This window comes from Virgibacillus kimchii, assembly GCF_055379185.1.
Map to the genome: position 1 here is coordinate 2,207,077 of NZ_AP043951.1, position 13,088 is coordinate 2,220,164.

Here is a 13,088-nt window from a genome sequence, read left to right on the forward strand (position 1 = left end):
CTAATTATCCTCCTTAGAAGTTATTTCATACACTTGTTCCATCAAAGCACTAATTTCGACTAGTGATCTTTCTCCTAAACCAAAAGCATTTATATCTTTTTTTTCTATAAATTGAATCATTTTCTTTTTTAGATTAGAAAGTTGCTGTAAGTTTTCAGAGTACACTAGGAATCTCGTCTCTATATCCTCCATGTCCCATTTCCCGCTTGATATTACATGGCTATTAAGATATATAGGTGTATTTCCGTAGAAACCAAATCTCAACCAGGACAAACCATCAAATATATCTGCACCACTTAGAAAATAAATGATTATGTTAAGTGGATCTAGACAGCCAAAAATATGAATTGGCATACTTATATTGGCTTTATTCAAGGCTAATCTTAGTTTATAGATTTTTACGCACCTATCTAATACTGACCTACCTAATTCTTTTTCTGTTAAGCCTAATATATCAAAATCTGATAATAAATGAACATGATCTATTAAATTATCAATATCAATACATTGCCCTTCTGCAACAGGCTTACATAAAAAGTCACTTATGAAATTCGGATATTTTTTAAAGTCGTTTCTCGCTAATTTTGTCTGTTCTTCAAGTGACATAGATTCTCGAAAATCATAATTGACTAGGACTAGATCAGTGATTGGTTCTATTTTATTAATCTCTTTCCTGTAATTTTCTAAACTCCAAACTCTAGGTATGTATTTTTTATTATAAATTTCTGACAAATCATGTTCCTGATCTCGTTCGTAACCTCCGCTGTCAATAAACAATACATCTGTTTCAAAAATGTTTTCGTGTTGAATAAAGCCATAATATAAGTCATATGCACTTATTAATGAAGTATCTACCAGGTAGTCTCTGAGATAATAATGGATGTCGCCGATATTTCTAATTCCTTTACTTGAAAAGGACGGAACAAGAAGTGGAGTTTCAATCTCATCGATTGTTCTTTTTTCACTTAGATAATAATGCATCTAATAACCTCCGATCTTCACAGGAAGGACAATCATTACACGGTTGCTTCGTTCCTATCTCACAGCTATAAGTTAAGTCAAATGGAATTTTATTTTCAATACTGTATTCATATATTTGTTTTTTAGTATAATTTAAGAAGGGTGCGGAGAGAGTTACACTTCCATTAAAGTAACCATCCAATATGTTTTGACAGTCGGAAACAAAGAGTTCTGTACAATCATAATAAGGAACTCCAAGGTGTATTCCTATCGCTATTTCAGAAAAACTCATCGAAATAGTACCAGAAGCAATTAATACAAATAAAGCATTCCTTCCATAGATTTCACCATTATGCTGTTTTAGTGACATCCCCAAATCTACGACTTCCGTATCGATCTGATAATATTTTGATATACTTTTGACTGCATCTTCTTCCATAGCCCTACTGGACTGATTATAGCCAATAAAGATTCCTTTTACTTTGTAATTCTTAGATTGATAATATTGTACCAAAGCTGTAGAATCTACACCGCCACTTAATAACACTAAGACAGAATTAGACCTTTTTGACAATAAACTTTTCTCCTCCTTGATTTAACACTTAAAAATCATTCTCCTCTACTATTGCTTTCCCTTGAATTCTGTATTTTTATTAGTTTCTTTTATTACCTTTTCTTCACTATTTTTCTTATTACGTAAATAATCCTTAACTGAAAGAAACGGATTGTCGTCTAAAGCTTTACTAATTTCAATTTTCACGAGTAATTCACGCTTAGCTTTAATAAATACTCTATCAGGTATACTAGGAGCAGATTCACTAATCATTGTATATTGAGATGTTAATTTTTCAATATCTTCATCAGTTATTCTGTCGGATCCTTTTACAGCATTTGCTGTCCGAATAAATGTTGTTAGTTGTTTTGCCGGTGTTTCGTGTATTACCACTTTGTTAGCCAAAGAAAGGAATTCCTCTGTAACTGTAAGTAAAAAGACTAAAGATGCGAATCCTGCTATTACAAGCTTAAAGTATTCTTCAGTTATATTCGGGAAAATTGGAAGGAAAGTGCTAAAATTGGCAAAGGTTAAAATCGCAACTATGGAAGCGGAAATCAAAGTAATAAAATGTAACCAATTATTTAATGACTTATATCTACGACCAAGTAGAAAGTAGGCATTTCTAGTAACTTCAGCTTTTCTTATTAGTTTTTTTATCTGCTCTACTTTAACAGTCTTATTTTCCATGTATCTTCCCCTTATTTAATATTCTAAATGTAAGCGGTTACTATGTATTTCCATATTATCATATACCAAACTATAAAAACAGGATTTAATAACTATTAAGTTTCGAAGTTATTAATTGTGCCCCCATCATTAGACTTTAAATTACAAACAAAAAATAACACACCACCTATTCAAAGTGATATGTTACTTCTAACATTAAATATTTATTTCACTTTAACTTGACTCTTCAAACCACCGTGTAGTTAACATTTTTCTTTTGGTGTAGAAATTCACTCCATCTTTTCCATTCGCATGCAAATCTCCATAAAATGAACCTTTCCATCCTGAAAAAGGGAAGAATGCCATTGGAGCCGGCACATTCACATTTACCCCTAACATCCCGACTTCTATATCTTCTCTAAATTCTCTAACAGCTTTTCCACTTCTTGTGTAGAGAACTGCCCCATTACCAAAATCTGATCTATTAGCTGTTTCAATAGCTTCTCTTAAATTTTCAACCCGGATAACACTAAGTACGGGTGCAAATATTTCCTCTTTCCATATCGTCATCTCGGTCGTCACATTATCAAATATAGTTGGACCCAGGAAGTAACCACCTTCATAGCGAGAAGATAAAGTTATATTTCTTCCATCTAATGCTAGATCAGCACCTTGTTGAATACCTAAATCAATATAATGATTCACTTTTTCCAAGTGCTGTTCACTAATCACAGGACCAAGTGTTACTTCTTTATTAATCCCTTCACCTATTACTAAACTCTCTGCCTTACTTTTAAGCTGATTAATAAATTCATCAGCTATATCCTCCTGGACAGCAACCACCGAGCAGGCCATACAACGTTGCCCCGCACTTCCAAAGGCTCCGTTAATAATTCCATTAACAGTTTTATCGAGTATTGCATCAGCAAGCACAATGGAATGATTTTTTGCACCTGCAAGCGCTTGAACCCTTTTTCCGTATTTAGCAGCTGTTTTGTAAACATGTTGTGCAACCGGTTGAGAACCAACAAAGGATATAGCGTCAACCTTGGGATCGGTTAATAGACCATTTACAATATCGTGCGATCCATGAACAAGATTTAAAACTCCCTCAGGTAAGCCAGCTTCCTGAAACAGCTCTACTAAACGTTCTGCAAGTAAAGGAGTGCGCTCAGATGGTTTCAGAATAAACGTGTTTCCGCATGCAATGGCGAGCGGATACATCCAACACGGCACCATCATTGGAAAGTTAAATGGTGTTATACCTCCCACAACTCCTACAGGGTACCTATACATTCCTGACTCTATTTCCGTCGCTATATCTGGTAATACCGAACCCATCATTAAGCTGGGAGCACCTGCTGCAAATTCCACACACTCTATTCCACGCTGAACTTCTCCATATGCATCATCATATGTTTTTCCATTCTCCTGTGAAATTAATATTGCAAGTTCTTCATCATTCTCCATTAACAATTGATGATACTTAAAAAGTACTCTTGCCCTTTTTGGTACTGGTGTTTTCCTCCACTTCAAAAATGCTTTAGCAGCAGATTGAACCGCCAACGATAAGTCTTCCTTTGATGATATTGGAACATATGCAATTATTTCATCTGTTGCTGGATTAGATACTGGTGAGTATTTACTGGTATTTGAATCAATCCATTCGCCATTTACATAGTTTTTTAAGGTTTGAACCATTTAAATTCTCCTTTAAATCACAGTTTTTTCTTTTCTCTTTATAGAAGTTATACATGAGTCTATAGCACAAGTAGCTCAAAAACACGTTTGAACTTATCTGTTAATCATAATATTCCGTCTTTATAAGTTGTAATAAGAAAACATAAAAGTAAATTTTTATGATATTGCCCATTTTCTCCTTATTGTCCTGCCAGGAAGTGCTCCCGTGTGTTGACCATCTTCAACTACGATTTGGCCATTGACAATAACATATTTTATACCGGACGAATGCTGACGAGGATCAATATATCTGGCATTATCCTGTATATTCTTTGGATCAAAAACTACTATGTCAGCGTAATAACCGGGGTTTATGATTCCTCGATCATTTACACCCATTATTCTAGCTGCCAGTGAAGTCATCTTTTGAATGGCTTTTTCCAAAGTAATATCTTTTCGTTGCTTAGTAAAATTGTCAATTACCCTTGGAAAAGTACCATAACAACGAGGATGTGGATTTCCATCTATTAATAACGCATCTGTCCCTACTCCAAAATAATCGTCTTTTAAAATTCTCGAGCAAATATCGTCATTACTCCAAAAAACAATACAACTTATAGAAAACGGTGAATTAGATTCTAAAGTGTCCTCTATTATTAGATCTAATATTGTATCAGCTGGAGATTTATCCAATAACTTGCTAACTTCGGTCACTGTTTTCCCTTCTGCAAATTTATTTTTCTCTGAGTGCACGCCGGAAATTATTACCCCATCATAGCCATTATAACGAATCCAATTATCAAAATTTGAAGGTATAGTACCGTCCAGCATATCAACCATACGAGCTCGGTTATCGGTTTTCCTCAAAAAGTCCAATACAAAATCGGCTCCCTTTGACGTAACAGACGGTGGTAAAGCAGCCGCCCCAAGTGATGTACTACCTGCTGGATAGGAGTGAAGATCACCAACAATATTCACACCTTGTTTTCGTTTTTCGGATATCACTGAAAATACACGCTCTAACTTGTGCCAGTTCTCTTTACCTGCTACTCCAAAATGACATAAATGCAATGTTGACTCCGTACTTTCAGCAATTCTTATTGCTTCATTAACAGAATCGAGGAAGTTATGGGAATATCCCCGTACATGAATATCAAAAATACCGCCATACTCTCCAACTACTTCACAAAGCTTAGTCAGTTCTTCCTCTGTAGCAAACGCACAAGGTAAATAGATTAATCCTGTTGATAACCCCATAGCTCCTTCATCTAAACAATCCTTAATAAGATTTTGCATTTCCGTTATCTCTTTATCCGTTGGCTCTCTATTTTCCATTCCCATGACTAACTGTCTAATATTTCCATGCGGAATTAAAGTTCCCACATTTATTGAAGTTCCTTTACTCTCCATAGCATCTAAATACTCGGTAATTGATCGCCAAGTCCATTCGACATTGAGTGCTTCAGGGTATGTCCAACCTGACATTAAGTCTTTTTGCATATCAATCATTTCTTCATTTATAGGTGCTGCACCGACACCATCCTGACCTACAATCTCTGTAGTTATTCCTTGCATAATTTTTGGCTTGATAAGAGGGTCTTCTAATAAAGCTAAATCTGAATGACTATGAAGATCTATAAACCCTGGACTAATGATCTTTCCTGAGACATCTATTTCTCTTTCTCCTAAATCAGAGCCAATTTTTCCTACATAACATATTTTATCCTTATTAATACCCACATCTGCATAAAATGGAGGATTTCCACTTCCATCGATTATCGATCCTCCCCTAAGTATTAAATCGAACTGCATAATATTATTTTACTCCCCTCATATTAATCTGGTATTACAGCTATAGCCTCTATCTCAACCTTTACATCGCCAATTAATCCTGCTACTTGCAAAGTTGCTCGGGCAGGCTTAGCTTTTTTAAAGAAATCATTATATACTTCATTCATTTCTTTATATTCATCAAGCGAAGTAAGATAAACAGTTGTTTTTAACACATTGTCAATTGAAGATCCTACTTGCTCAAGTATAAACCGGATATTACTTAAGACAATACGCGTCTGTTCTTTAATATCTTCGTCATTCAACGGTCGAGCAGTCTCATTATCTAAAGGAAGCTGGCCAGACACAATCACTAATTTTCCCCATCTTACTCCATGACTATAAGGACCGACTGGAGTAACTAAACTATCAGGATTAATAAATTCTTTTATTTGCAAATTAAACATCTCCTTTATATTTTTTTACTCTGATATTAAGAGAACCAATAATTCCATTTCTTCTTGTTTCGATAATTAAGAAGCCATGAAACCTTAAATCGTGGGTGTTGAATATCCCACGGCTGGCTGTGTACTCTTTTAAAGAATGCTTGCATTATATTAAAAATAATTGGCTGAGTGTCTTTGTTTAATGGTTCCATGCTTAATAAAGAAATTAATTCTTTCTCTTGCGAACTGAACAGAGACATAAAAAATCTATATAATGGGTCTTGAGAAACAGAGATAATCTTTAACTCAAATGGGTATGGTTGTTTAAATGTTATTTTCTTTACCTTCCCTTCACTTCCCAGCATAAAATTTTGCATACTATTAATAGAGGATTGTTCTGTAACCGTTTCAATCCCTATTTCCTTTATAGCCTCCAAAAAATATTCTTCACACTCTTCAATAGAATAGGCACAAAAGGCTTCCCAACGTTTAGTAATCACTTAATCACCCCTTGTTACCTACATTCGTCATGTCCATAGAAGGTTCCGTTATATTTTCCGAAGCAGAGTGTAAACTCTCAAAGAATTCCTGTTGCTTTTGATTGGGAGGAGACGTCAGTATTGCTACTACAATGCAAGCTACTGCTGATGCTGGAATAGATATTAAAATAGGTACATTCATGATCGGAACGATATTACTAAAAGTCAGGATATTATATGTTAAGTACCCAGTAATAACACCAGCTATTGCCCCTTGTGCATTCATACGTTTCCACCAAACTCCCAACACTAATGGAAATACAAAAGCTGATCCTGCACTCGCAGCTCCAGCTGCAATCAACTCTCCTATTAACGCGGGAGTATAAAAGGAGAAAAGTAATGCAACTGCTGCAATTATTAATGTTGATAAACGGCCAATCTTTAGAAAGTCTTTTGAGTTAGGCCTTATCAGCTTCAATAAATCATTTGAAACAATAGCAGAGGTGGATAATAGCATTGCATCCGTACTGGACATAATAGCAGATAAAGCAGCAGCTGCTATTATTCCCAAAACAATTGGACTGCTATCAAATAAAAATTGTGCTACAGTAAAAAATGCATTGTCAGGATTCTCTAAATTTGGCGCAACGGTATGTGCACCAGCCAATAGAAAAAAGTAACTGGAGAAAACTAATACACCCATAAACGCAGTAACAGCAACTGATTTCCGAAGAATCCTTACATCCTTAGTAGTAAAAGACCAAAATAAATAGGCGGGAAAAGTCATCATACTACCCATAAAAGTAATTGTTATTCCTAAATGGGACCACATTGGCAGATTCCCTGTTAAAAATGAAGGAGCATTTTCCAGAGCTCTCGTTGTAATGTCAGATCCTAAAGTAAACGCAACAAATACTGAAGGAATAACCAGGAATACAGTAAGCATAATTCCCTGGAGCATATCAGTCCACGTTACAGCCCAGAGTCCTCCCATGAAAACATAAAATACAAACACAGCAGTTAAAAGTACCATCGCTAAACCAAATGGAATTCCCAAAACTGAATTTCCTACAATCCCAGCTCCCCTTATTTGTGCAACTATTGCTGGAAACATAACTAATATAGAAATGATGGATGCTACAACTCGCAAGGTTTTACTATCAAATCGTTTAGCCAGAAAATCTGCAATTGAAATAGCATTCGAATTCCTAATATTAGATAGCAGAAGTAGAGACATAACAAATCCCATATTTAACCCTACTGCAACGGATAGTAGATATGGGAAACCAAAGGTATATCCTAATCCTAAAGCACCCATAAAAGTAAATGAGCTTGCAACTGCTGCAAATCTTCCAATACCAGCGAAAACTACACCTAACCCCCTATCTGCAAGGTAATATGAAATACTGTCTGTTATCCTTCTGTTAGCAAATACTCCGAATAACGTGACTATAATGAAATACACCAATATCACAATGCTCTCGACAACATTAAATGGCACTAAAATTCACCTCTCCTGGTAATTAATCAATTATTTTTTCCATTAAAAATATAAAAATCAGTGGAATAACAAAAGCAAGAATGACTAGCAACCACAATAAGACAACTGTTATTGGTAAGCCAAAAAATAACGATGTAGTAGTATTCCATGTTGCAAATACCAACAAAATTAATACTAAGACACCTATTGCCATCTTGGGACCTAAGGTATTCATCTATTCACCCCCGTCAAAGCAGATTTTAAAACGCTTTCATTTTTGGTAATATTGATGCCTCACACCACTGCTGCTTCTGTTATCTTCTTGTATATTTACTTTGGTTTAAAGAAACAATAACGAAAGCTTTATCTCTACACTCCCTTCTTTTACATGTTTGAGTTTACCTTTGAACTTTTATAATTTATAATCTTGACCTCCCTTCACTCAATTTCCACTTATTATATACAACATATTGTTGTATGTCAATATATTTTACAACTGTTAATTGTATTTAAGAGATTTTACAACTTCTGATTGTATAATTCTTCAAAAGAAAGTTGTTAGGAGTATTGAAATGGACATTTTTAGAGAACGCTTAAAAGATATTCGTATAGAGAACGGTTATAAACAAGAGGAGATGGCAAAGTTATTAAACGTATCCACCAGTGGTTATGGATACTATGAACAAGGCAGAAATGAACCTTCTTTAGAAACCATTCAAAAGATCGCTGTTACACTTAATGTTTCTGCTGATTATTTACTTGGAATCATTGACACTCCTAGCCATCCAGTGGAATTTACTATTTCAGATGACTTATCTTTAAGTAAACAGGAAATCACTGCAATAAAGAAAATGAAAGAGGATAAATTACTTGGTGAGCTTAGTAAGGATCCCAATGAAAACGTGGAACGGCTTATTAGGTATTGGGAGTTTATAAAGCGAGAACTGAATAGATAAACAAAAAATACTTAATCAGTACTTACCAAAACTGTACCTTTATATAAAGCGCTTACTCTCCCAGTACTTAATTCCTTGAATTCTAGTAATAGGTTTCATAAGAAGGTACCTTGTGTTTGCAATACCAACCTTCGGTTCAATATTTCGCAACACAGACTTCCACAATGTTAGAACACTTCGAGCACCCCAACAACTATAATTTTCTTATTAAATATCATTTGTCAGTATCACCTACCCCAAATTCTCCAGCATCTTTTTAATCTCTTTCGTTTCTTTATCGACTTCACGTAAAGTAGTCTTTTCCTCAGCACTTTCTTTCACGGCTTTTATCCCCTGCTTCCGCTCCCAAAACCATTCCGGCACAACCTCCTCCTTCCCCCGGCCCACACCAACCCAACCACGTCCCTTCCGCACCAAACGCCCCCTCCGAAAACGCAACTCTTCCTCCTGCACATCCCTTACACTCCGAATCCCTTTCTTCTCCCAATTCTCCAAAATCGCACGAACATAACCCCAGTTTGTTTTTCCCCGATCCAACGCACGTTTCATGGCATACATAACCAGCTCCCCCATGTTATTGGACCAATACAAAAGTTCACGGCTTACGTACGGACTAACTACACCAAAATTTTCCCGAAAAAATCTGACCACACTATCAGCAGCATTTCTATTATTTTGTTTCTTTCTGTTTTCTTTATGTTTAATTAATGGGCCCTCACTCTGGTTTGCAAGGTGGTCCACACCCTCGTCCGCAGGACGATCCCCTACCTCCACCTCAGATAAATCCCCCCTCACTTGATCCCGGTTCTCTCCCTCCAACACATACCCGCCACCACCAGCCAGTTCCGCTTCCTCTTCCCCACTCAACCTCACCATTCGGTAAATCGGCGCTTGATTCCTGCTCCGAGACTGATAATCGATATACCCCTTCTCTTTGAGCTCGATCCTTGCCCGCTTAAAAGAGCTATCCGTTAATCCCGACTTCACCCGGATAACCGGAGCAGCCACCGTAAAAGTTTCTGCCCACCTTGCTTTGTTATTGATATGCATCAACGTATGCCATAACGTGACGGCGGAAGCCGACAATGGATTCCTTTCCATATGATCATAAAACGCATTAATCTCCTTAATATAATTCATCCTACTCATCCCTTCTTTATCATTGGGGTCAGACCCCTCAATTCAAAACATTCAGAATTGCGGGGTCTGACCCCTTCACCATCCATCTCTTCTACCCTACAACAGTTCCAATATCACAGAAAGGGTTGGTTCGGTTCGCAGTTTCCGTCTTGCTTCTCTTCCCCAGCTTTTTACTGCGTCGATGGATACACCTTTTAAAGTCGCGATTTCCTTCAGCGGCATCCCAACAATGACATGGTAATACACCCAGTTCCATTGGTTGTCTGACAGCGCTGCCTTCACTTCTTCCCAGATCTTTGTATCCTTCACGTTGACCCCTGCACGATCAACGACTGGATTTCCCGTGAGACCGGATCGATTGCCATCATCCACGCGAAGCTTTTCATGCTCAATAAACATTTGCGCTTTATACTTATCCCGTCCATTCTTGCGGAGCATATCAATGAGTTGACTGCGGATGTGGTAGTTGAAGTAAGTAGAAAGAGGTCCTTTGTCCGGCTCGTATTTCTTATACGCCTTCCACATCGCATACAGTCCCTCCATATAAAACTCACGATGAGTATCATGTATACCCAGGCGCTGCATGTGGAAGTAAATCCTTTTCTCATTCTGTTTAAAAATCTCCTCAAAACTCCATTCCCCCTCACGCTCCATCTCCATTCCCCTCCCTTATCCAGCTCCCTCCCCCCTCCAGTTCGACACCGATCGACAAAAACCGGGGAGTGACAGGCACTACTCCCCACAGGCACTGCTCCCGACTGCACCGCAGTCCCAGGCACCACACCCCTCCAGCGCACCACCGCACGCCCATCCACACACCCAGCACTCCCCCCGATTCCAACTCTCCACCCCCATACTAACCAACACCAAACAAAAATTCCTGCATCCTATTTTCCTTTCCCCGCACGCTAACTTCCCCATTCCACCGCCTAAATTAAAAATCCCACACACTTTTCCCCAAAAAAAGACATTTCCCATCCTTTCCTCCAAGTTAGCACCCTTTTTCCATTCACAAGCGCAAATTCCCGCACTCCCTCCAGAAAAAACACCAATTTTCCACTCACCTCTCCAAGTTAGCGCACTTTCCCCTCTTCCATCGTATCAGCAAAGCCCAACTCATTCCCCACAACCCAAAAAAATCTCCCTTAATTAACATTTCCTGCCAAAATATGGCCTATAGACCATTCACTATTTCTTCATAACTAAAGATAATGGAAGTAAAAGGACGGTTAACGATGGACGAGAGGAAGAGTATGGAGGAAAAAGACAAAGAAATATTTCTCATAGCCCTTGGAAGAATCATTCGTAAAAATAGGAAGTTCAAGGGGGAAACCATAGAAGAAGTGGCCTGGAAAATTGGCACCGATGCAAAGCACCTAAATAAAATCGAACTCGGTCATAGAGAAGCAGGCTCTTACAAGCAGTTCCTGCTCCAAAAAGAATTACAATTTCCCTCAGAAGAATACATGAAGGAGTACGAACAATTAAAGGCAGAATGGGAAGAAGAAGATTAACAAGCAATCAACCTCATCATGACGCAGCATGATAAAATACACCTCACAGCCCACCGATCAGCTTCATCCCGCCCCTTCACCACCCCTCACTCCTCCCCCGTTTCGTCGTATCACTGTCACACAAAGGAGACAAAGAAAAATGATACGAGAATCTTACCAAATCAATGAACAAACCATCGCCCTTTGCCCCGCCAAAAAATGGGACCATGACACCGTGGTGCTGGAAGAAGCTGCGACCTACCGGGTGCGAAAGACACCGATGCAGCTGATCAAGGATGCTTGCATCGCCAACTGGTCCACGTATGAAGGCAAACGCCAGGCGGTCATTCACCATACGAAATACAGAAAGAAAGTCCCGATTCCCATCAACTTAGAAAAGAATATCTTTACTTTCCCAACCCATGCCACATCAGACTTCAATTGCCACTGGATCTTTTTCCACCATATTGCACACATTCAAAAACAACAGAACCAAACAGTGATTACTTTTAAAAATAATCAACAGCTCCCACTGCCATTGTCCCATTACATATTCAAAAAGCAGTATGAGCGAACCCTATCCTGCATGATTGAAGTAAATGGAATTTATCGTTAAGCAGCAAAAAGCACACCAAAACCTATCAAAATTGGTGTGCTTCCTATTCAGCAATGGATATAGATCCGCTTAGCTGCCGGATCCTTACAAATCGATCACGGAAAACTGTGCTTTAATAAAAAATCAACAAATTAGGTAAAGAAAATAAAAAATAAACAGAACATTTCTCATAACTTATGGTAGGATAAGAAGAGACAGACAAATCCGAGAATGCCGCATACAAGGATCCAAAAAAATAAAATCACCACAACCGTATTAAAAAATAAATAAGGGGCGATGCAATGAATTCGGCAAAAAAAGTACGATTTGATGATGACATGCTGGAAAACATGGAGATCGAAACGAGTATATTTTCACCAGTACACCCGGAACTGGGAGTTGCCGTGCTCTCGGAGAAAAAGGACGGAATGTTTATCGTACACATATTGGAGCTGGCAAAAGATGAAGATGCCTTCTTTCCCATTCAGGAATTGGCTTCCTTCAGCTTCAGTACAAAGCGAGAGATGAAAGATTTCGTCAAACAGCTGCCGGACATGAGCGGCTTGGAGATGCTTCTGTTGTTGAATCCAATGCCGCGTACGGAGGAGAAAAAGTAAGACTTTCATGACTACAAGCAGATGGTAATTCGAATCCGTCCAGAACACTCTATGCACAAGGTTTTTTCCAAGCAAAAGGGGGCTGCCTCGCCCCCAACCACCCCTGTATCCATTTGTGATCATTTGTCAAAAATATAATTAACTGAGATAAGTTAATTCATCCAAGAATAAAGTCCTCTTTGGCTTGTAATAAGTCTTTGAGTAATTAGATATAAATTTCTCAATATCACTCTTCATGGCCCTCCATATA

The 13,088-nt window shown here is 37.9% G+C and carries 15 protein-coding genes; 4 read left to right on the forward strand and 11 right to left on the reverse strand.

Going from position 1 to position 13,088, the window contains the following annotated elements; all coding sequences use genetic code 11:
• From ACZ42C_RS10770 to ACZ42C_RS10810, 9 genes are all read right to left on the reverse strand, one after another.
• The gene (locus ACZ42C_RS10770) at positions 1–981 is read right to left on the reverse strand and encodes a hypothetical protein (protein WP_461183513.1); all 981 of its coding nucleotides are present in this window, start codon (positions 979–981) and stop codon (positions 1–3) included.
• The gene (locus ACZ42C_RS10775) at positions 962–1,534 is read right to left on the reverse strand and encodes a 7-cyano-7-deazaguanine synthase (RefSeq protein ID WP_461183514.1); all 573 of its coding nucleotides are present in this window, start codon (positions 1,532–1,534) and stop codon (positions 962–964) included. The genes ACZ42C_RS10770 and ACZ42C_RS10775 overlap by 20 nt, the downstream gene beginning before the upstream one ends.
• A 48-nt stretch (positions 1,535–1,582) precedes the next feature.
• Positions 1,583–2,203 (reverse strand): hypothetical protein, encoded by a 621-nt coding sequence (locus ACZ42C_RS10780; RefSeq protein WP_461183515.1) that lies wholly within the window; start codon positions 2,201–2,203, stop codon positions 1,583–1,585.
• 213 nt (positions 2,204–2,416) lie between these two features.
• On the reverse strand, positions 2,417–3,883 hold the full coding sequence (locus ACZ42C_RS10785) for a CoA-acylating methylmalonate-semialdehyde dehydrogenase (RefSeq protein ID WP_461183516.1): 1,467 nt from the start codon (positions 3,881–3,883) through the stop codon (positions 2,417–2,419).
• A gap of 156 nt (positions 3,884–4,039) precedes the next feature.
• Positions 4,040–5,674, reverse strand: a complete 1,635-nt coding sequence (locus ACZ42C_RS10790) for an N-acyl-D-amino-acid deacylase family protein (protein ID WP_461183517.1) — start codon at positions 5,672–5,674, stop codon at positions 4,040–4,042.
• A 23-nt stretch (positions 5,675–5,697) separates the two neighbouring features.
• Positions 5,698–6,090 carry a RidA family protein gene (locus tag ACZ42C_RS10795; protein WP_461183518.1) on the reverse strand — a complete coding sequence of 131 codons (393 nt, stop codon included), beginning with the start codon at positions 6,088–6,090 and terminating at the stop codon, positions 5,698–5,700.
• Positions 6,091–6,125: 35 nt separating this feature from the next.
• Complete coding sequence (locus ACZ42C_RS10800) at positions 6,126–6,578, reverse strand: hypothetical protein (RefSeq protein WP_461183519.1); 453 nt, start codon at positions 6,576–6,578, stop codon at positions 6,126–6,128.
• 4 nt (positions 6,579–6,582) lie between these two features.
• The gene (locus tag ACZ42C_RS10805) at positions 6,583–8,058 is read right to left on the reverse strand and encodes a sodium:solute symporter family protein (RefSeq protein WP_461183520.1); all 1,476 of its coding nucleotides are present in this window, start codon (positions 8,056–8,058) and stop codon (positions 6,583–6,585) included.
• Between the two features lie 22 nt (positions 8,059–8,080).
• Positions 8,081–8,272: a hypothetical protein gene (locus ACZ42C_RS10810; protein ID WP_461183521.1), complete on the reverse strand. Its 192-nt coding sequence runs from the start codon at positions 8,270–8,272 to the stop codon at positions 8,081–8,083.
• A 337-nt stretch (positions 8,273–8,609) separates the two neighbouring features.
• On the opposite strand from ACZ42C_RS10810, the gene ACZ42C_RS10815 reads away from it, so the two are divergent.
• On the forward strand, positions 8,610–8,993 hold the full coding sequence (locus ACZ42C_RS10815; RefSeq protein ID WP_461183522.1) for a helix-turn-helix domain-containing protein: 384 nt from the start codon (positions 8,610–8,612) through the stop codon (positions 8,991–8,993).
• Between the two features lie 231 nt (positions 8,994–9,224).
• On the opposite strand, the gene ACZ42C_RS10820 is transcribed toward ACZ42C_RS10815, so the two are convergent.
• Together ACZ42C_RS10820 and ACZ42C_RS10825 are read right to left on the reverse strand one after the other, a co-directional pair.
• Complete coding sequence (locus ACZ42C_RS10820) at positions 9,225–10,133, reverse strand: DnaD domain-containing protein (protein ID WP_461183523.1); 909 nt, start codon at positions 10,131–10,133, stop codon at positions 9,225–9,227.
• 96 nt (positions 10,134–10,229) lie between these two features.
• A complete protein-coding gene (locus ACZ42C_RS10825; RefSeq protein WP_461183524.1) occupies positions 10,230–10,787 on the reverse strand; it encodes a sigma-70 family RNA polymerase sigma factor in 558 nt (185 codons plus the stop codon).
• A gap of 581 nt (positions 10,788–11,368) precedes the next feature.
• Between ACZ42C_RS10825 and ACZ42C_RS10830 the strand changes: the two genes are divergently transcribed.
• From ACZ42C_RS10830 to ACZ42C_RS10840, 3 genes are all read left to right on the forward strand, one after another.
• Positions 11,369–11,647, forward strand: coding sequence for a hypothetical protein (locus tag ACZ42C_RS10830; RefSeq protein ID WP_461183525.1), 279 nt, complete (start codon positions 11,369–11,371; stop codon positions 11,645–11,647).
• A 139-nt stretch (positions 11,648–11,786) separates the two neighbouring features.
• The gene (locus ACZ42C_RS10835) at positions 11,787–12,242 is read left to right on the forward strand and encodes a competence protein ComK (protein ID WP_461183526.1); all 456 of its coding nucleotides are present in this window, start codon (positions 11,787–11,789) and stop codon (positions 12,240–12,242) included.
• A 281-nt stretch (positions 12,243–12,523) separates the two neighbouring features.
• Positions 12,524–12,838: a hypothetical protein gene (locus ACZ42C_RS10840; RefSeq protein ID WP_461183527.1), complete on the forward strand. Its 315-nt coding sequence runs from the start codon at positions 12,524–12,526 to the stop codon at positions 12,836–12,838.
• Positions 12,839–13,088 lie beyond the last annotated feature (250 nt).

Excerpts from the sequence above, each read along its gene's own strand:
- ACZ42C_RS10785 (WP_461183516.1), bottom strand. The coding sequence starts at position 3,883 with ATGGTTCAAACCTTAAAAAACTATGTAAATGGCGAATGGATTGATTCA.
- ACZ42C_RS10840 (WP_461183527.1), top strand. The coding sequence starts at position 12,524 with ATGAATTCGGCAAAAAAAGTACGATTTGATGATGACATGCTGGAAAAC.
- ACZ42C_RS10815 (WP_461183522.1), top strand. The coding sequence starts at position 8,610 with ATGGACATTTTTAGAGAACGCTTAAAAGATATTCGTATAGAGAACGGT.
- ACZ42C_RS10820 (WP_461183523.1), bottom strand. The coding sequence starts at position 10,133 with ATGAATTATATTAAGGAGATTAATGCGTTTTATGATCATATGGAAAGG.
- ACZ42C_RS10780 (WP_461183515.1), bottom strand. The coding sequence starts at position 2,203 with ATGGAAAATAAGACTGTTAAAGTAGAGCAGATAAAAAAACTAATAAGA.
- ACZ42C_RS10835 (WP_461183526.1), top strand. The coding sequence starts at position 11,787 with ATGATACGAGAATCTTACCAAATCAATGAACAAACCATCGCCCTTTGC.
- ACZ42C_RS10830 (WP_461183525.1), top strand. The coding sequence starts at position 11,369 with ATGGACGAGAGGAAGAGTATGGAGGAAAAAGACAAAGAAATATTTCTC.
- ACZ42C_RS10790 (WP_461183517.1), bottom strand. The coding sequence starts at position 5,674 with ATGCAGTTCGATTTAATACTTAGGGGAGGATCGATAATCGATGGAAGT.
- ACZ42C_RS10810 (WP_461183521.1), bottom strand. The coding sequence starts at position 8,272 with ATGAATACCTTAGGTCCCAAGATGGCAATAGGTGTCTTAGTATTAATT.
- ACZ42C_RS10825 (WP_461183524.1), bottom strand. The coding sequence starts at position 10,787 with ATGGAGCGTGAGGGGGAATGGAGTTTTGAGGAGATTTTTAAACAGAAT.
- ACZ42C_RS10770 (WP_461183513.1), bottom strand. The coding sequence starts at position 981 with ATGCATTATTATCTAAGTGAAAAAAGAACAATCGATGAGATTGAAACT.